At 71.8% G+C, this 17,111-nt stretch carries 15 protein-coding genes; 3 read left to right on the top strand and 12 right to left on the bottom strand.

Features of this window, described 5'->3' with window-relative positions; translation table 11 throughout:
- From IG54_RS0134420 to IG54_RS0134410, 3 genes are all read right to left on the bottom strand, one after another.
- On the bottom strand, positions 1–829 hold an 829-nt coding region (locus tag IG54_RS0134420; RefSeq protein WP_063756300.1), incomplete at its 3' end, for an ABC transporter permease.
- Between the two features lie 133 nt (positions 830–962).
- Positions 963–1,817, bottom strand: a complete 855-nt coding sequence (gene modA / locus IG54_RS0134415; protein ID WP_078594856.1) for a molybdate ABC transporter substrate-binding protein — start codon at positions 1,815–1,817, stop codon at positions 963–965.
- Between the two features lie 15 nt (positions 1,818–1,832).
- Positions 1,833–2,231 carry a TOBE domain-containing protein gene (locus IG54_RS0134410; RefSeq protein ID WP_030794085.1) on the bottom strand — a complete coding sequence of 133 codons (399 nt, stop codon included), beginning with the start codon at positions 2,229–2,231 and terminating at the stop codon, positions 1,833–1,835.
- Positions 2,232–2,380: 149 nt separating this feature from the next.
- Between IG54_RS0134410 and IG54_RS0134405 the strand changes: the two genes are divergently transcribed.
- From IG54_RS0134405 to IG54_RS0134395, 3 genes are all read left to right on the top strand, one after another.
- Positions 2,381–3,421 carry a YihY/virulence factor BrkB family protein gene (locus IG54_RS0134405; protein WP_030794082.1) on the top strand — a complete coding sequence of 347 codons (1,041 nt, stop codon included), beginning with the start codon at positions 2,381–2,383 and terminating at the stop codon, positions 3,419–3,421.
- A gap of 287 nt (positions 3,422–3,708) precedes the next feature.
- The gene (locus IG54_RS0134400; protein WP_158708982.1) at positions 3,709–4,248 is read left to right on the top strand and encodes a sensor histidine kinase; all 540 of its coding nucleotides are present in this window, start codon (positions 3,709–3,711) and stop codon (positions 4,246–4,248) included.
- Positions 4,245–4,913 (top strand): response regulator transcription factor, encoded by a 669-nt coding sequence (locus IG54_RS0134395; protein WP_030794075.1) that lies wholly within the window; start codon positions 4,245–4,247, stop codon positions 4,911–4,913. The genes IG54_RS0134400 and IG54_RS0134395 overlap by 4 nt, the downstream gene beginning before the upstream one ends.
- On the opposite strand, the gene IG54_RS0134390 is transcribed toward IG54_RS0134395, so the two are convergent.
- The 9 genes from IG54_RS0134390 to IG54_RS0134350 are packed head-to-tail and all read right to left on the bottom strand — an operon-like array spanning position 4,898 to position 16,999.
- Complete coding sequence (locus tag IG54_RS0134390; protein ID WP_030794071.1) at positions 4,898–6,151, bottom strand: ATP-grasp domain-containing protein; 1,254 nt, start codon at positions 6,149–6,151, stop codon at positions 4,898–4,900. The two genes, IG54_RS0134395 and IG54_RS0134390, sit on opposite strands and share 16 nt — an antisense overlap.
- A gap of 4 nt (positions 6,152–6,155) precedes the next feature.
- Positions 6,156–6,653, bottom strand: a complete 498-nt coding sequence (locus IG54_RS0134385) for a flavin reductase family protein (protein ID WP_030794068.1) — start codon at positions 6,651–6,653, stop codon at positions 6,156–6,158.
- A complete protein-coding gene (locus IG54_RS0134380; RefSeq protein WP_030794065.1) occupies positions 6,650–8,002 on the bottom strand; it encodes an LLM class flavin-dependent oxidoreductase in 1,353 nt (450 codons plus the stop codon). Before IG54_RS0134380 ends, IG54_RS0134385 begins: the two co-directional genes overlap by 4 nt.
- Before the next feature lie 38 nt (positions 8,003–8,040).
- Positions 8,041–9,000: a D-2-hydroxyacid dehydrogenase family protein gene (locus tag IG54_RS0134375; protein ID WP_030794062.1), complete on the bottom strand. Its 960-nt coding sequence runs from the start codon at positions 8,998–9,000 to the stop codon at positions 8,041–8,043.
- Between the two features lies 1 nt (position 9,001).
- The gene (locus tag IG54_RS38595) at positions 9,002–10,045 is read right to left on the bottom strand and encodes a mandelate racemase/muconate lactonizing enzyme family protein (protein WP_051820336.1); all 1,044 of its coding nucleotides are present in this window, start codon (positions 10,043–10,045) and stop codon (positions 9,002–9,004) included.
- On the bottom strand, positions 10,042–11,424 hold the full coding sequence (locus IG54_RS0134365; protein ID WP_030794056.1) for a DUF6025 family protein: 1,383 nt from the start codon (positions 11,422–11,424) through the stop codon (positions 10,042–10,044). Before IG54_RS0134365 ends, IG54_RS38595 begins: the two co-directional genes overlap by 4 nt.
- Positions 11,421–13,973, bottom strand: coding sequence for an aconitate hydratase AcnA (gene acnA / locus IG54_RS0134360; protein ID WP_030794053.1), 2,553 nt, complete (start codon positions 13,971–13,973; stop codon positions 11,421–11,423). The genes IG54_RS0134365 and acnA overlap by 4 nt, the downstream gene beginning before the upstream one ends.
- A complete protein-coding gene (locus tag IG54_RS38590; protein ID WP_030794051.1) occupies positions 13,970–15,367 on the bottom strand; it encodes a citrate/2-methylcitrate synthase in 1,398 nt (465 codons plus the stop codon). The genes acnA and IG54_RS38590 overlap by 4 nt, the downstream gene beginning before the upstream one ends.
- 57 nt (positions 15,368–15,424) lie before the next feature.
- Positions 15,425–16,999 (bottom strand): amino acid adenylation domain-containing protein, encoded by a 1,575-nt coding sequence (locus IG54_RS0134350; RefSeq protein WP_037898280.1) that lies wholly within the window; start codon positions 16,997–16,999, stop codon positions 15,425–15,427.
- Positions 17,000–17,111 lie beyond the last annotated feature (112 nt).

Genomic DNA, 17,111 nt, shown 5'->3' with positions numbered 1-17,111 from the left:
CCCCCGACGCCCCCGTCGCCGACCACCGCCCCCGCAGCCCCACCAGCACGGCCATGGCGATGGCGAGCAGCAGCAGGGACAGGGAGGTCGCGGCCTCCGGTGAGTCCTGGAGCAGCAGGTACACCTGGAGCGGCAGGGTCTGCGTGGTCCCGGGAAGGTTGCCCGCGAAGGTGATCGTCGCGCCGAACTCCCCCAGTGCCCGCGCCCAGGTCAGCGCCGCCCCCGCGACCAGGCCGGGGGCGACCATCGGCATGGTGACGGTGAGGAACACCCGTACGGGAGACGCCCCCAGGGAAGCCGCCGTCTCCTCGAAGCCGGGCCGCAGCCCGCCCAGCGCGCCCTCCAGGCTGATCACGAGGAACGGCATCGACACGAAGGTCGCCGCGACCACCGCGCCGGACGTGTGGAACGGCAGCACGATCCCGAAGGTGCTCTCCAGCCAGGGCCCGAGCAGCCCGCGCCGCCCGAAGCCGAGCAGGAGCGCGACGCCGCCGACGGTCGGCGGCAGCACCATCGGCAGCAGCACGAGGGACCGTACGAACGTTTTCCCGGGGAAGTCCACCCGCGCGAGCAGCCAGGCCAGCGGCACCCCGAGCAGCAGGGAGAGCCCGAGCGCCCAGAACGACACGAGCATGGACAGCTTCAGCGCCTCGGTCACGCCGGGCGCGGACAGATGACCGCCCAGCTCGCCCCACTCGGTACGGGCGAGGATGCCGATGAGCGGCATCAGCAGGAACGCGATCGCGAGCAGCGCGGGCAGCCCGAGGATGACCGGCGTCCGGGGGCGGCCCGGGGCACGGGGGCGAAGGCGGAGGCGGAGGCGGCTCATCGGCGGTCCTGGGGTCGGTGGTGGTGACGCGTACGACCGTGGCACGGAACCCCGTCCGTGCGACGCGTACGACCGGGCGCCCGTGGCGGGGAGGCGTCGGGCGCCCGGAAGCCGGTGGCCGCGGGGGTGCCCGCTACGGCTGCTGGAAGCCCGCGTCCCGAAGGATCTTCTGCGCCTTCGGCGTGCTGAGCCACTTCACGAACTCCGCCGCGGCCTTCCCGTGCTCGGAGCCCTTGAGCGTGGCCGCCGGATAGGAGGCCACGGCGTTCTGCGCGTCGGGGATCGCGACGGCGTCGACCTTGCCGGGGGCGGTCGCGGCGTCCGTCCGGTAGACGAGACCGGCATCGGCCTCGCCGAGTTCCACCTTGCTCAGCACGGAACGGACGTTCGCCTCCTTCGAGACGGGCTTCACCTCGACGTGCTGCCGGTCCAGGACCTGCTTGCTGTAGCGCCCGACCGGAACCGTGTCGTCCGCGAGCACGACCTTCAACTCGCTGTCGCCGAGGTCCTTCAGCCCCTTGATCCCCTCCGGGTTGCCCTCCCGGGTGGCGATCACGAGCCGGTTCCTGGCGATCACGGTGGGCGTCCCGGTCTCCGCCTTGAGCCCGTCCATGGTCCTGGTGTCGGCGGTCACGAGGACATCGGCGGGCGCCCCCTGCTTGACCTGCGCGGCCAGCTCCTGCGACCCGGCGGCGGAGACCGTCAGCCTCGTGCCCGGGTGGTCCTTCTCGTACGCCTTCTCGGCGGTGGCGAAGACATCGGTGAGGGAGGAGGCGGCGAGGACGGTGAGGTTCACGTCCTCGCCGCCGCCCTTCTTGCCCTCGCTGTCGTCGTCGCCGCCACACGCGGTGGCGAACGGGACGAGCAGCGCGGCGGTCACGACCGCGGCGGCACCACGGCGGACCGAGGCACTACGGCGGACCGAGGCGCTACGGCGGACGGACGCCCCACGGCGGACGGCGGCGGGGGCGGGGGGCTTCGGGAACATGGCGGGGCTCCTGGCTCAGGCGCGGTCGATGTGCACGCTCGTGGACTTCACCCGGGCGGTGGCCTGCATGCCGACCTCCAGGCCGAGTTCCTCCACCGCCTCACGGGTCAGCAGCGAGACGAGGCGGTGCGGGCCCGCCTGGATCTCCACCTGGGCGGCCACGTCACCGAGCTTCACGGCGGTGACGATGCCGGGAAAGGCGTTGCGGGCGGAGGTGTACGGCACGTCCTCCTCGCCCGCGTCGCCGCTGCGCGCGACCTCGACGGAGAAGGCGGCCAGATCCCGTCCGTCGATGAGCCGGCGCCCGCCCTCGTCGCGGTGCGTGGCGACGCGCCCCGCGTCCGCCCAGCGGCGGGCGGTGTCGGGACTGACCCCGAGCAGACGCGCGGCCTGCCCAATCGTGTAGGACTGCATGTGCGACAAGATAAGCGTGTTTGCCTCGCATCTGAAATATTTGATGGAAATCTCCATGGCAGATGCGGCCCCCTATGGAGGAACCCCCAAGACCTGACAGGCCCACCCCTGACAGGCATACCTCGGCCCAGTCGGCCAACTCTCCCCGCATGGACCTCTTCGGCAAGCACAAGCACGAACATGAGCACGACCAGGACCGCGACCGCGACACCGATCCGGGCCCGGGCCCCGAGGTCGAGGCGGCGGCCCCCGACGAACCCACCGAGCTGCCCGCCCGCTCCTGGTGGTCGGTCCTGCGCCGCACCGGCAAGGAGTTCATGGACGACGACCTGCCCGACCGGGCCGCGGCCCTGACCTACTACGGCGTGCTGTCGCTCTTCCCCGCGCTGCTCGTCCTGGTCTCGGTCCTCGGCGTGATCGGCAAGTCGGCCACCGACTCGGTCCTCGGCAACCTGGAGAAGCTGGCGCCGGGCCCGGTCCGCGACCTGCTGAGCGACGCCGTACGGCAGCTGGAGGGCAGCGGGAGCACCAGCGGCGTGGTGGCGATCGGCGGCCTGCTGCTCGCGGTCTGGTCGGCGTCCGGTTACGTGGGGGCCTTCATCCGCGCATCGAACGCCGTCTACGACCTCCCCGAAGGCCGCCCGGTGTGGAAACTGACGCCCTTGCGGATCGCGCTGACCCTGGCCCTGATGGTCCTCCTGGCCGCCAGCGCGCTGCTCGCGGTCTTCACGGGCCCGATCGCCGAGCGCGCGGGCGACGCCATCGGCGTGGGCGACGAGGCGCTCACCGCCTGGTCCCTCGTGAAGTGGCCGGTGCTGCTGGTCATCGTCATGTCGATGATCGCCCTGCTCTTCTGGCGGGCCCCGAACGTCCACGGCCCGGGCTTCCGTTGGCTGAGCCCCGGCAGCGTGCTCGCGGTACTCCTGTGGCTGGTGGCCTCCGCGGGCTTCGCGCTGTACGTCGCGGGTTTCGCCTCGTACAACAAGACATACGGCACCCTGGCAGGTGTCGTGATCTTCCTCGTCTGGCTCTGGCTGTCGAACCTGGCCATCCTGCTCGGCCTGGAATTCGACGCGGAACTCGCCCGCCAGCGCGCGATCGCGGGCGGTATGCCCCCCGAGGAGGAGCCGTACGTGGAGCCTCGCGACACCCGCACCTGGCCCGACTCCCGCCCGGACCCGGCGTCCTGACCGCAGGCCAGACGCGGCGCCCGGTGCCCTCCCGGCCGCCGGGCGCGCGTTGTGACCATGTTTCAGCTGTAATCACCCGCAAGCAAAAAGAGGCCAAAATCTCTCTTTACTGAAAGAACCTTGTTGCCCTGCCGACCACCGGGATAAATGATCCTCCGGGAGGCGGGGCGCAGAAGGAATCGGGGGGGGCGATGACCAATCAAGTACCGATGCTGGCCGGTCCGGTACAGCCGACACGGGATGCGCAGAGACACCGGCGCCGCAACGCGCTCCACACCATCTTAGGAATGCTCGAACTCGCCCGGCACGACCGGCCGCCCTTCGCCACGGAAGCGGTGCACGAGCCGTTGGTACGGGCGCTGCTGGTGGGCAAGACCGTGGCCGCCGCCCGACTCGGCGTCCAGCTCTCCCTCAGCACCACCTCCCGCCTTCGCCGAGGCATGGAGCGCCCGGAGGACCTGGTGACGGTCCTGGGCAACTTGATCGACAACGCCCAGGACGCCGTCCTCGCCCACCGGCCGACGGCGATGCGGGAAAGGCCCCTGATCGAGGTCGACATCCGTGAGCGGGCCGCCCTCACCGAAGTGCGGGTGGCGGACAACGGCCCCGGTGTCCCGCCGGACGCACGCGAGTGGATCTTCACCGAAGGCGCCTCCACCAAACAGCGGGCGGCCGGCCATCGAGGCCTGGGCCTGGCCATGGTCTCCGAGGTGCTGTCCCGGCGAGGCGGCGGCATCGCGGTCGGCGAACGTGCCGGCGGTGGCGCCGAGTTCACGGCGCGCCTTCCCCGCGCTTCGGCACAGGCCGACGCGTGGAGCCCGTCATGATCGACACCCTGGTCGTGGACGATGACTTCCATGTGGCGGAGATCAACGCACGGTACGTCTCGCGCATCCCCGGTTTCCGCGTGGTGAGGCAGGTGCACGACGCGGCCTCCGCTCTCGCCGCGGTGCGCGACGGCGGCATCGACCTCGTCCTTCTCGACCACTACATGCCGGGCGAGGACGGGCTGGCTCTCACGCGACGGCTGCGTCTCCAGCGCACCGACGTGGACGTGATCATGGTGACGGCCGATGACCGGCCGGCCACCGTCCAGGAGGCGCTGCGCGCCGGGGTGCTCCAGTACATCCTCAAGCCGTTCACGTTCGCCGGTCTGCGCCGGAAGCTGGAGGCGTACGCGCGGCTGCGCACCGCCCTCGACACCACGGATCTGAACCAGGACGACATCGACCGCGTGCTCGGGACGCTGCGCGCCTGTCCGCCCTCCGACGCCATGCCCAAGGGGTTCGCGGAGCAGACCGCCGAGCTGATCCGGCAGGTCGTCGCACGGGCGCCCGCGCCCGTGTCCGCCCAGGAGGTGTCGGAGGCCGCCCAAGTGAGCCGTTCCACCGCGCAGAGGTACCTCAAGTTCCTTGAGGAGCGTGGGCAGTTGCAGCTCACGCTCAGGTACGGGGCCGGTGGCCGCCCGGAGCACCACTACTCCACCCGGTGACACTGTTCCCACCGCGCGTTCGCGTACCACCACCGCGCCAACTCGTCCTGGTACGCCCGGATCTCCTCCGGGCTGCCCGCCGTGACCAGCGCGTCGGCGGCGGACTGCGTGAGGTGCTCGACACCGCGCCCCACGGCGCCCGGTGGGAACCGCACGGTCAGCTCCGCCGCCGGCACCGGGCAGGGCTGCTCCGGTGGCGCGAACGCCCCCCGGCCGGGCGGGAAGAGGATCCAGCTGGACAGCTCCGCCGGGGGCGCCGGTTGCGCGCGTAGGGTGAGGGCGCTGCCGCACTGGGCCCTGACCCCCTCCTTCGCCAGATGCACACCGAAGATCCGTTCGTAGGCCTCGGCGACCAGGGCGCCGCCGGACCGGCTGGCGATCTCGCAGAGCACCGGGTCCCCGTCGCTCCCGATCCAGGCCTCCAGGTGGAAGGCCAGCGGCAGCGCGGCCGGCGGCAGCGCGGCGATCAGGTCGTGGCCGAGTCGTGTGATCGCTCCGAAGCGGGGATCGTCCGCCCCGAGCATGACGCTGCTCATGTGGGAGTGGTCCCGCAGGCGTTGGGCGATGCCTTCGGTGTTGTAGACGGACGGCCAGGCGTGCAGGACACGTCCGTTGTGCATCATGCCGTCCAGATGCAGGAAGTCGCCGTGCACGAAGGTCTCCACCATCCACTGCCCCGGCACGAACGGCACGTCGGTGTCGCGCTGCCGGGCGAGGAAGGAGGCGATGTCCTGCGGGGCACGCAAGACGAGGACGCCTTCCGAGCCCGCTCCGAACCGGGGCTTGACCACGGCCGGGAAACTCGCCAGGTCGAGGAAGTCCAGCAGGTCCGCCGGGCTGTCGACCGGCGCGAAGGCGGGGACCCGGATCCCGGCGTCGCGGGCGATGCGCTTCATGACGACCTTGTCCCGGTACGCCGTCGCCGAGGCGACGTCCTGCCCGGGCAGGGCGAGCCTGCCCCGCAGCCGGGCCGCCCGCAGGATGTCGCTCTCGCTCGTGCTGGCGATCAGGTCGACGCCGTACTCACGCGCGGCCGCCTCCGCGACGTGCTCGGTGGCCCACGCGTGGTAGTCGTCCACCAGGCGATGCATCGGGAAGTACTCGCGGAGGATGTCCTCCGCGCCCTGCACGGCCTTCGGGGTGGTGATGAGGACGACGCCGTCCGCGGTGTCGTCCAGCCACTCGTGCAACGGGCGGCTGGTGAACGGCTGGCGGGAGAAGAGAAGAGCCTTGGGCATCAGTTCAGATCCTTGACGCAGTCGTGTCGGCAACCGGCCGCAGTCCTCCGTGGACGTGGACGAGCCCGGCCCCGGGCTCTCCCTCTTGTACGTGCTCGACGGCGGCCAGCACCAGATGGTGGTCGCCGGCCCGGATGACCTGGCGAGGAGCGCACACCAGCCAGCCCAGACAGCCGTCGAGCAGGGGTACGCCGTGCGGGCCCGTGTGCCACACGGTGGGCGGGGCGAACCGGTCGGCTCCGCGGGTCGCGAACCGCTGGGCCAGCTCGGCCTGATGGGCCCCGAGCAACTGCACCCCGAACCAGTCGGCGTTCCGTATCAGCGTCCAGGTGCCGGAGGTCTCGGCCAGCGCGAAGGACACCAGGGCCGGGCGGGCGCTGACCGAGGTGAACGAGGTGATGGTCACGCCCGCGGGCCCGGCCTCGCCCATCGCGGTGAGCACGGCCACCCCGCAGGCGTGGGCGCGCAGCACCGAGCGCAGGGCCGGCGGTTCGACGGTCACAGCGCCGCCGTCGTGGAAGTGGTGAACGGCGGGCGGGGCAGGCCGAGATGGTCGCGGAGTGTGGTGCCCTCGTACTCGGTGCGCGTCAGCCCGCGCCGCCGCAGTTCGGGCACCAGCAGGTCGACGATGGCGTCCAGGCCCCCGGGGTGGTAGTCGGGCATGATGTTGAAGCCGTCGGCGGCCTCGTTGACGAACCAGTCCTCCAGCTCGTCCGCGATGGACTCCGGTGTTCCGAGCAGGAAGCGGTGGCCCCGGCCCGCGGCCACGGACAGATACAGCTCGCGGATGGTGAGCCCTTCCCTGCGGGCCTTCTCGTAGAGAAGCTGCTGCTTGCTCGTGGAACCCTCCGTCGCCGGAAGCTCCGGCAGCGGGCCGTCCAGCGGGTAGCCGGATATGTCGACCATGCCGAGCTGGTACGAGAGCATGCCGAGCCCGACGACCGGGTCGACCAGGTCCTGGAGCGTGGCGTACTTGTCCTCGGCCTCGGCCCGGGTCCGGCCGACGACGACGAACGCGCCGGGCAGGACCTTGACCTGGTCCGGGTCGCGTCCGTGGTCGGCCACCTGCTTCTTCAGCCCCCGGTAGTAGGCCTGGGCGCCTTCGCGTGTCTGCTGCACGGTGAAGACGACCTCGGCCCAGCGGGCGGCGAAGTCCTGTCCGTCGGGCGACGAGCCGGCCTGCACGATCACGGGGTGCCCCTGGGGCGGGCGGGCGACGTTCAGCGGTCCACGCACCTGGAAGTGCTCGCCCTTGTGCCCCAGGACGTGCAGCTTCGCCGGGTCGAAGAAGCGCCCGCCCTCCTTGTCGTACAGGAAGGCGTCGTCCTCCCAGCTGTCCCACAGGCCGGTGACGACTTCCATGAACTCGTGCGCCCGGCGGTAGCGGGCGGCGTGGGGCAGTTGGTGGTCGAGGTTGAAGTTGCGGGCCTCCGCGTCCGTGGCCGAGGTGACCACGTTCCACCCGGACCGGCCGGCGCTGAGGTGGTCGAGCGAGGCGAACTGGCGGGCCACGGTGAACGGTTCGTTGTAGCTCGTCGACGCCGTGGCCGTGAGGCCGATGTGCGTGGTGTGCACCGCGAGCGCGGACAGCAGCGTCAGCGGCTCGAAGTGCACCATGCGCCCCTGCCTGCTCAGCTCGTCGGCGTCCCGGTACTTGGTGCGTACTCCCGCTCCGTCGGAGAGGAACACCATGTCGAAGCGGCCGCGCTCGGCCGTCCGCACGAGGGAGCGGTAGTAGTCGAAGTCGAGTCCGCCGTCGGGGCGGGCGTCGGGGTGCCGCCAGGCGGCGACATGATGCCCGGGAGCGGGCAGGAAGGCACCCAGTTTCATCATGCGGCGTTGCGAACTCACGTTGTTTCTCCCAGGAAGAGCTGAGATACGGCCTTGGTTCAGTCGAGTCGGCGGACAGGACTGCCCGCCAGGTACGCCTGGATGTCCTCCACCGCCTGGCTGTAGTACGTGGCGTAGTTGCTCTGCGAGACATAGCCGAGGTGCGGGGTGGCGAGCAGGCGCGGTGCCGTGCGCAGCGGGTGGTCGGCGGGGAGGGGTTCCACGTCGAAGACATCGACACCGGCGCCCGCGATCCGGCCCTCGTGCAGGGCGGCGAGCAGGGCGTCCTGGTCGACGATCGCCGCACGCGACGTGTTGATCAGGTAGGCGGTGGGCTTGAGGAGCTTCAGCTCGGCGGCCCCGACGAGGCCGCGGGTGCGCTCGCCGAGTGCCAGGTGGATGGAGACGAAGTCGGCCGCGCCGAGCAGTTCCTCCTTGCTCGACGCGAGTTCGACGCCGCACTCGGCGGCCCGTTCCCCGGTGAGGTTCTGGCTCCAGGCGCACACCCGCATGCCGAAGGCGAGTCCCACCTGGGCGACACGGCTTCCGATCTTCCCGAGGCCGAGCAGGCCGAGGGTGCGTCCGTGCAGATCGGCGCCGACGCTGGACTGCCAGGGGCCGCCGTCGCGGAGCGCGACGGACTCCCCGACGACGTTCCGGGCCAGTCCGAGCAGCAGTGCCCAGGTCAGCTCCACCGGCGGCGTGGAGGAGCTGGCGGTGCCGCACACCGTGACACCGGCCCGCCGGGCGGCTTCGAAGTCGATGACGGAGTTGCGCATGCCCGAGGCCACGAGCAGCTTCAGCCGGGGCAGCCGCTCCAGCAGCGTCGCCGGGAAGGGCACCCGCTCGCGCAGCGTCACCACGATGTCGAAGTCGGCGAGCCGCTCGGCGAGCCGGTCGTCGTCGGTCAGGTGGTCGGCGAACGAGACGATCTCCACCCGGTCCTGGACCGGGCCCCAGTCGGCCGCGTCGAGCGCGGCGTTCTGGAAGTCGTCGAGTACGGCACAGCGCAGTCGCATGTCACTCTTCTCCGTCGTTCATCTCGGCGTACATCTCGGCGTTCATCTGGTCGCTCATCTGGTTCGCGGTGACACCGAGCCCCGGGCCGGGCGGCAGGGTCACCACACCGGCGGTGACGTCGGCGCCGGTGAAGGGATCATCGGCCAGACCCACATGGCCGTCCAGGTCCAGATGGTCGGCGAGCGGCGCGAGTTGGGCCATGGCGGTCACCCCGAGCGCGCTCTCCAGCTTGCAGCCGAGCATGACGGCGAGCCCGGCGTGCCGGGCCAGGGCGATGGTCTCCCGGGCCGCGAGCAGGCCGCCGCACTTGACGAGCTTGATGTTGATGCCGGCCACCTGGCCGCGCAGGCGCGCTACGTCCTCGGGTCCGTGGCAGTCCTCGTCCGCGTAGACGGGCAGCGGCGCGCGGTCGCTCACGTACCGCAGGGCGTCCGCGTCACCCGGCGGCACGGGCTGTTCGAGCATCTCGACGCCGTGCCGGCCCAGCTCGTGGGCGACCCGCACCGCCTGCTCCGGTTCCCAGGAACCGTTGCCGTCGACCCTGATCCGGCCGTCGTACACCGAGCGCAGTACGCGGACGCGGCTCCCGTCGTCGTCCGGGGTGCACTTCAGTTTCAGCACCGGCCAGTGCGCGAGGGAGCGGCCCGCCGCGACGAGTTCGTCGTCGGCGCAGGCCCCGATGGACACGGCGGTCGGCGGGACGGGCAGCCCGGCCAGGCCGAGGAGGTGACGCAGCGGCTGTCCGCAGGCCTTGCCGAGCAGATCGTGCAGGGCCATGTCGACCGCGGACCGGGCCGCCGGTTCGATGCCCCCTGCCGTCAGCAGCCCCATCACGCGACGGAGTTCGTACGGCGTCGCGGCGTCCCGGAGCACCTCGGCGCAGGCCTCGACGGCGTCCGGGTCGGCGCCGCGCGCGGCGCCGAGGCCCGTCAGTCCTCGCCAGCCCACCTCGACCACGCTCTGCCGCACCCGCGTGGTGACCCCCGCGTTGCTGACGAAGGGCCGTGCCAGGCGCACCGAGATGACGCGATGGTGAAACCTCATCCGTAGGCCTCCTCGAAGGCGGCCACGGCGGCGCAGGCCTGGCGGAAGGTGAGGTCGCGGAACCCGTCCGGTTCCACCGGGACGGCGGGTGGGCGCGGGGTGCCGTCGGCGGGCACTCCGCTGCCACCGCGGAACCGGCCCCGCAGGTACGGGGAGAGGCGTTCGCCGTACCGTGCCAGCCAGCCCAGCGTGGCCTCGTAGGCGTCGTCCGGATCCGTCGCGCGCAGGCCGGCCAGCAGGCCTTCCACGAGTTCGGTGTCGGCGGGCGAGGTGCTGGGCGGGCACAGCATGAAGGCCTGGGCGGGCAGCAGGACGAACGCCAACGGACGTGCCTCGTCGAAGTGGTGGACCAGGGGCGAGGCGATGGCGCGCAGCGAGCGGACGGTGGAGCGACGGGTCAGATAGCCGCCGCGCCGGGGCGGGCAGCCGGCCATGGCGCGGGCGCCCCAGTGGAGGTGGGTGACGAAGGGGCTCTCGGCCGCCTTTGCCGCGCCCTCGGGGTGGTGGGTGTCCAGGAGGCCGAAGAGCACATTGGTCAGCGGCAGCGACATCACCGGAAGCACGGGCGGCAGCTCGCCCAGCCGGGCGAAGAACGCGGCCGGTTCGACCAGCGCCCGGACCAGCTCCAGCACCGCCTCGGCGAGCGCGCGGGCGGAGGGGAAGCGGTGCCCGTCCAGCACGTATGCCGAACCGTCACGGATGACATCGCAGCGGCCGACCGTGCCGTCGGGCCGTGCGGCCTGGCTGATCAGCTCGGACAGCCGGGTGCCCTGCTTGGCCGTGCGGTCCGCCTGTTCGATCAGCAGGGTGAGCATGTCGGTCACCAGCCGGTCGTTCTCGACGAGGACGTCCGCCCATTGCCGGAAGCGGAATTCCGGGATCTGGCGCATGCGCCGCCAGTGCAGGTCGACGAGCGGCACCAGTTCCCCGTCGACTTCCGCCTGGACCACGGGGCAGAACAGCGGGCGGCCGCGGTCCCGGCGGACGAATCCGGTCCCGTCCCAGGTGCGCAGGGTGAGGACCTCGCGTCGCCCGTGCCGGATCAGTGAGCCCGGCTGGTAGGCCTCGTCCCCGCCCTCCGTCTCGGCCTCGGTCCGCGTGAACCCGTAGATCAACGGATAGCCGTACCCGGCGCGGCAGATCGCCGTGTTGAAATCCATGGGCCCGGACCGCCCGAGTGCGATGTCCTCCCAGTTGCCGAGGTGGCCGGTGCGGGGCGGCACCAGGCCCGTGTGCCGGTCCAGCAGGTCCACCAGGGTGCCGATCCGCACGTCGTGGGTGCCCGTGTGCACGGGGACGAAGGCCTTGTCACCGCGGGCCAGCGCGTCCGCGTGGGCGGCGTGCGCCAGGCCGAGTTCGTCGAGGACGGGCCGGTTCACCGGGCATCACCCGCAGCCAGCCGCGTCAGCAGATGCGGCAGCATGCCGCCCGCCAGCAGGACGTCCCACTCACCCGCCGAGCGCACGTCGGCCCGTACGGTGAAGGAGCGGCCGTCGGCCACCACCTCGGCGCGGCCACTCTCGCGCACCTGGTCGAGACCCAGGTCGAACGTCTCGTGTCCGGTCAGGCCGAGGTCGCGCCAGCCGTGCCCTTCGGGCAGCAGCAGCGGGAGGATGCCCATCGCGCAGAGATTGGCGCGGTGGATGCGCTCGAAGCTCTCCGCCACCACGGCGCGCACGCCCAGCAGCCAGGGCCCCTTGGCGGCCCAGTCCCGCGAGGAACCCATGCCGTAGGAGCGTCCGGCCAGCACGATCAGCGGGGTGCCCGCGTCCGTGTAGCGGCGGGCGGCCTCGTACACGGGCAGGCGCTCCCCGCTCGGCAGGTGCAGCGTGTCGCCGCCCGAGGGGCCCTCCGCGAGGAGGTGGTTGGTCAGCCGCGGGTTGCTGAAGGTGCCTCGGGCCATCACTTCGTGGTTACCGCGCCGCGAGCCGTACGAGTTGAAGGCCCGCACCCCTCTCTCCTTGAGGAAGCGGCCTGCCGGGGAGTCGGCGGAGATGGCGCCCACCGGCGATATGTGGTCGGTGCTGACGTCGTCGCCGAGGGCGAGCAGCGCCCGTGCGCCGGTGAGCGGCCCCCGGATTGGGCGGGCCGCGTCCGCGTACGCGGGGGGCCGGATGTAGGTGGAGTCCGGGTCCCAGGAGAAGGCGTCGGTGTCCGGGGCGGTCACGGCGTCCCAGCCGGGCTGTGGCCCCGGCGCGTCGGCGAAGACGCCGGGCGTGACGAACTCGGCCTCCAGCGCGCGCAGTTCGGCGTCGGTGGGCCACAGGTCGGCCAGGAAGACGGGGCGCAGGTCCGGGCCGGTACCCAGCGGCTCGCGCGCCAGGTCGGCGCGGACGTGCCCCACCAGGGCCAGGGCGACGACGAGTGCGGGTGAGGCCAGATAGCCGGCACGGACCTGAGCGTGCACCCTGGCTTCGAAGTTGCGGTTGCCGCTCAGGACGGCCGCGACGGTCAGACCTGCCCGGTCGACGGCCTGACCGACTCCCTCGTTGAGCGGTCCGCTGCCGCCGTTGCACGTCATGCAGCCGTATCCGACGAGGTGGAAGCCGAGCTTCTCCAGGTCCTGAAGCAACCCCGCGTCCTTGAGGTACCGGGTCACCGCCCTGGAGCCGGGAGCCAGACTGGTCTTGACGTGCGCGGGTACGGAGAGCCCCAGCCGGACCGCCCGGCGGGCGAGCAGGCCCGCCGCGAGCATCGCCTTCGGGTTGGACGTGCTGGTGCAGGACGTGATCGACGCGATGACGAGGTCGCCGTCGGTGACCCCGCTGTCCGAGCGCGGGGCCCCGGGGGACAACGCGGCGAACGAGGTGGGCAGTTCGGACAGCGAGATGCGCTGGTCGGGGCGGCTGGGGCCGGCGAGGTTCGGCCCGACCCGCGACAGATCGAACTCGATCACGCGGCCGAAGGCGGGCTCTTCGTCCTCCCTCCACAGTCGCTGGTGCCTGTAGTACGCGGCCACGAGCGCCACATCGGCGTCGTGGCGGCCCGTGCGCAGCAGGTAGTCCAGGGTCTCCTGGTCCACGGGGAAGTACGCGGACATCGCCCCGTACTCGGGGGCCATGTTGGCGATCGTGCACCGGTCGGGCGCCGAGAGCGCACCGACCGACGGGCCGGTGAATTCGAGCATGAGGCCCCGGACGTTCTCGTGGCGCAGGCGCTCGGTGAGAGCGAGGACCACATCCGTGGGTGTGGTGCCGGGGGGTGCGGTGCCGGTGAGCCGGACCCCGACGACGGGCGGGACGCGCAGGGGCTGGGCGAGTCCCAGGATCAGGGACTCCGCCTCCAGGCCGCCGACACCCCAGCCGAGCACGCCGAGCCCGTTGACCATGGTGGTGTGGCTGTCGGTGCCGATCACCGTGTCGGGGAAGAACAGGTCGCCGGGGCCGCGGGCGACGACGGTCGCGAGCTGCTCCAGATTGACCTGGTGGACGATGCCCCGGCCCGGCGGGATGACCCGCAGCCCGTCGAAGGCGCCCTCGGCCCACTTCAGGAACGCGTACCGCTCCCGGTTGCGATCCAGCTCCAGCGCCTCGTTGCGGACGATCGCGTCGGGCCTGCCCGCGAAGTCGGTCTGGACGGAATGGTCCACGACCACGTCCACGGGCAGCGCCGGGTTGATACGGCCGGGCACAGCGGCTCGGTCCCGCAGCGCGGCGAGATCGACGAGCAGCGGGATTCCCGTGTAGTCCTGTACGAGGATCCGGGCGGGCTGGAACACCATCTCGACGTCGGGGTCCTCCCCCGCCGCCAGCCGCTTCCCCAGCGTGGCCGCGGTCGCGGGGTCGCCCGAGCGCAGCAGGGACTCCAGCAGGACGCGCCCGCTGTACGGAACGGCTCCCAGGTCGAACCCGCGGTTCGCGGCGAACGCGGGCAGGTCGTACAACTCGACGCGCCGGCCCTCCAGCTGTGTGCTGCTCACGGCCGTCATCGGCCCCGTCCCTTCGCGGCCGCGGCTGCGGGGTGGGTGAGCCCCGTCGGCCCGACGTAGTCGAGAAGGGGCCGGATGAGCACGTTGTTGGCCTGCTGCTCCAGCGCCTGGGCCACCCAGCCCGCGGTGCGCCCCACGACGAACAGCGGCACGGCCAGGTCGTCGGGCAGTCCGAGGAGGCGGTAGGCGAGTCCCGCGTACAGATCGACGTTGGGGGCGAGGCCGTGCCGGCTGTACGGGCGCATCGCCTCGGCGACGGCGTCGAGGATGGCGAGGCCGTCGTGGTCGCCGCGCTCCTGGCTCAGTTCCACGACGGTGGCGCGCAGATGACGCACGCGGGGGTCCTCGGTGCGGTAGACGCGATGACCGAACCCCATGACCGGCTCTCCCCGGCCGCGCAGGTCGGCCACGTACTGCTCGGCCCGTTCGGGTGACCCCACCTCGTCGATGATCCGGACCACGCGTTCGGCGGCGCCGCCGTGGACCGATCCCGCGAAGGTGGCGATGGCGGCGGTGAACGCGGCCGTCATGCCCGCCCGGGAGCCGGTCGCGACGCGCGCGGCGAACGCCGACGCGTTGGAGCTGTGGTCGGCGTGGACGATGAAGCCCTTGTTCATGAAGCGCACGGCCGCCTCGCTCGGCGGTTCGCCGAGCAGTGCGCTCAGGAAGGCGTGCGCGTAGGAGTTCTCCTCGGTGGAGAAGACCGGCTCACGCCCGCTGCGGTAGGCGTGGTGGGCGGCGACGAGCATGGGCACCTGGGCGATCAGGGCGATCCCGGTGTCGCGGGCCTGCTCGTACGTCTCGTCGAGGGATACGTCACGCCTCGGCGCGAACGCGCCGAGGGCTGACACACAGGTGCGCAGGGCGTCCATCGGGTGCGCGTGGGCGAGCGACCGGGCGAGCGCGAGCACCTGGTCCGGTAGGCACCGCGCGGCACGCAGTTCCTTCTCGAAGGCGGCCAGGGCCGAGTCGTCGGGAAGTTCGCCGTGCACGAGCAGGTGGGCGACCTCTTCGAAGGAGGCGTTTTCGGCCAAGTCGTGGATGCTGTAGCCGCGGTACTCCAAAGTGCCCGCCACTCCGTCGATCCGCGTGATGGTGGTCTCGTCGAAGCTGACGCCGTCGAGCCCGCGCCTCACGGTGCGGGGCGGGGCCGCGGCAGGGTGTGCGGCGGGCTGCCGCTGGCCTTCCACGAAGTCACGTATCGCGGCCACGGACCGTAAGGAGAGGGTGAGTTCGTCATCGATCGTCACGCCGTACTCGCTCTCCAGCGCCACCATCAGCGAGACATGACCGAGGGAGTCCCACTCCCTGATCGACTGGTATTCCAGCGTGTCGGTGATCCGGTCTTCGGCCAGGCCCAGGGTATGGGCGATGAGGGCGTCGACACTGCGCATGGGGTTCCCTCCTGCGGTACACGGGTGGGGGCGGGGTTCGTCAAACGGCCGGGGAGGTCAGCGGGAGCCGTCGGCCCGGTCGGCCAGGAACCGGCGCAGGGCGGCGCGGTCCACCTTGCCGTTGGAGTTGACGGGCATCTCCTCGATGACGTGAACGGCCTTCGGGACCATGTAGGCGGGCAGCTCCCGCGCGCAGGCGTCGCTCAGGGCCCGCGGATCGTCGACGCCGACCACCACCGCGGTGATGGTCCCCGCGTCCGGCCACACCAGGGCCACGGCCTCCAGAGCCCCCGCCCTGCGCGCCGCCGCCTCGATCTCGCCCAGTTCGACCCGGTGGCCGCCCACCTTGACCTGCTGGTCGTTGCGGCCGAGGCAGACGTACTGGCCGTCGATGTGCCGCACGAGGTCGCCGGTGCGGTAGTACGACCTGCCGTCCCGCTCGAAGTACCGCTGGGCCGTCAGCTCCGGAGCACGCCAGTAGCCGGGGGTGGTCTGTGGGCCCGCGACGCAGAGTTCGCCCGCCTCACCGTCCGCGACCTCGTTGTCGTGCTCGTCCACGACGAGCGCGTCGAGCCCGGAGTGGGGCCTTCCGATGGGCACGTTGTCGTGCACGCACTCGGCGGGGCTCGTGGCCGGGTCCCAGCGGTAGGCGGTGCAGGCGATGGTCAGTTCGGTCGGCCCGTACAGGTTCTCCACGACGGAATGCGGCGCCGCCGCCTGCCATGCCTCGGCGGTGGCCCTGGGCAGCGACTCACCGCAGAACAGGCTCCAGCGCAGGGTCGGCATCGTCCCCGGCAGCAACACGCCGCGCTTGCGCAGGACAGCCGCGACCGACGGCACGGAGAACCAGACCGTGATGCCGTTGCGCTCCACGTACTTGAAGGGCGCGAGCAGCTCGATGGGGTCCATGGCGCAGACTCGGGCGCCGTGCTCCCACGCCATGAACAGATCGAAGACCGACAGGTCGAAGGTCTGGTCGAAGGTCTGGGTGAGCCGGTCGTCGGCCGTCAGGTGGTAGCGGTCCTGATGGGCGTCCAGGAAGGCACGCACGTTGGCGTGCGTGACGGGCACCCCCTTGGGCACGCCCGTACTGCCCGAGGTGAACAGCAGATACGCGAGGTCGTCCGGGGCCGGCTCGGGAAGTTCCGCCAGGGGCGCGAAGGCGGCGAGATCGGCGGCGTCCAGCACCCGGTGCCCGTGCAGTGCGGGAACGTCCGCGCGCGGCGTCTCGGGCAGCACGATGACGGGCCGGGACGCCATGGAGGCGAGGATTTCCGGGAGTTGGGGCGCGGAAGCGGCGTCGACGAGGACGGCGTCGACGTCGGCGCGTTCCAGCATGGTCCGGGTCCGGGACAGCGGGAACTTCCGGTTCAGCGGCACGAAGGCGGCGCCCGCGAACAGCGCGGCCGCCACGCCCAGATAGGAGACCTGGCTGCGCGCGGCGAACACCCCGACCCGCCGGGGGCGGCCCCCGGTCGTCTCGACGAGTGCCGCAGCCCAGCGTCGCGCGGTGGCCGTGAACTCCTCGTACGTGTAGGTACGGCGTCCCAGGGTGAGCGCGACATTGCCCGGGCGCGTACTCGCCTGCTCAAGCAGTCCGGCGCCCAGGCGCCGGGTGAGTGCTGTGGTCATGTCCGTCCGAACTCGGTTGGCGGGAGGTCCGGCCGAACATAGCCCGGGTCGCTACCGGACAGCCCCTCGTGGGAGCACTTCCTCCAAAGCGAGCAAATCCCTTTCTGCCAAA

This window comes from Streptomyces sp. NRRL S-920 (assembly GCF_000717945.1).
Classification (GTDB): domain Bacteria; phylum Actinomycetota; class Actinomycetes; order Streptomycetales; family Streptomycetaceae; genus Streptomyces; species Streptomyces alboniger.
Note: the sequence above shows the minus strand (reverse complement) of the source record. Positions and strands in the feature narration are given on the sequence as shown.

What these genes read in the sequence shown, in the direction of transcription:
- IG54_RS0134410 (WP_030794085.1), bottom strand. Translation starts at nt 2,231, where the DNA reads ATGCAGTCCTACACGATTGGGCAGGCCGCGCGTCTGCTCGGGGTCAGT.
- IG54_RS0134395 (WP_030794075.1), top strand. Translation starts at nt 4,245, where the DNA reads ATGATCGACACCCTGGTCGTGGACGATGACTTCCATGTGGCGGAGATC.
- IG54_RS0134375 (WP_030794062.1), bottom strand. Translation starts at nt 9,000, where the DNA reads ATGCGACTGCGCTGTGCCGTACTCGACGACTTCCAGAACGCCGCGCTC.
- IG54_RS38590 (WP_030794051.1), bottom strand. Translation starts at nt 15,367, where the DNA reads ATGCGCAGTGTCGACGCCCTCATCGCCCATACCCTGGGCCTGGCCGAA.
- IG54_RS0134405 (WP_030794082.1), top strand. Translation starts at nt 2,381, where the DNA reads ATGGACCTCTTCGGCAAGCACAAGCACGAACATGAGCACGACCAGGAC.
- IG54_RS0134400 (WP_158708982.1), top strand. Translation starts at nt 3,709, where the DNA reads ATGCTCGAACTCGCCCGGCACGACCGGCCGCCCTTCGCCACGGAAGCG.
- modA (WP_078594856.1), bottom strand. Translation starts at nt 1,817, where the DNA reads ATGTTCCCGAAGCCCCCCGCCCCCGCCGCCGTCCGCCGTGGGGCGTCC.
- acnA (WP_030794053.1), bottom strand. Translation starts at nt 13,973, where the DNA reads ATGACGGCCGTGAGCAGCACACAGCTGGAGGGCCGGCGCGTCGAGTTG.
- IG54_RS0134350 (WP_037898280.1), bottom strand. Translation starts at nt 16,999, where the DNA reads ATGACCACAGCACTCACCCGGCGCCTGGGCGCCGGACTGCTTGAGCAG.
- IG54_RS38595 (WP_051820336.1), bottom strand. Translation starts at nt 10,045, where the DNA reads ATGAGGTTTCACCATCGCGTCATCTCGGTGCGCCTGGCACGGCCCTTC.
- IG54_RS0134390 (WP_030794071.1), bottom strand. Translation starts at nt 6,151, where the DNA reads ATGCCCAAGGCTCTTCTCTTCTCCCGCCAGCCGTTCACCAGCCGCCCG.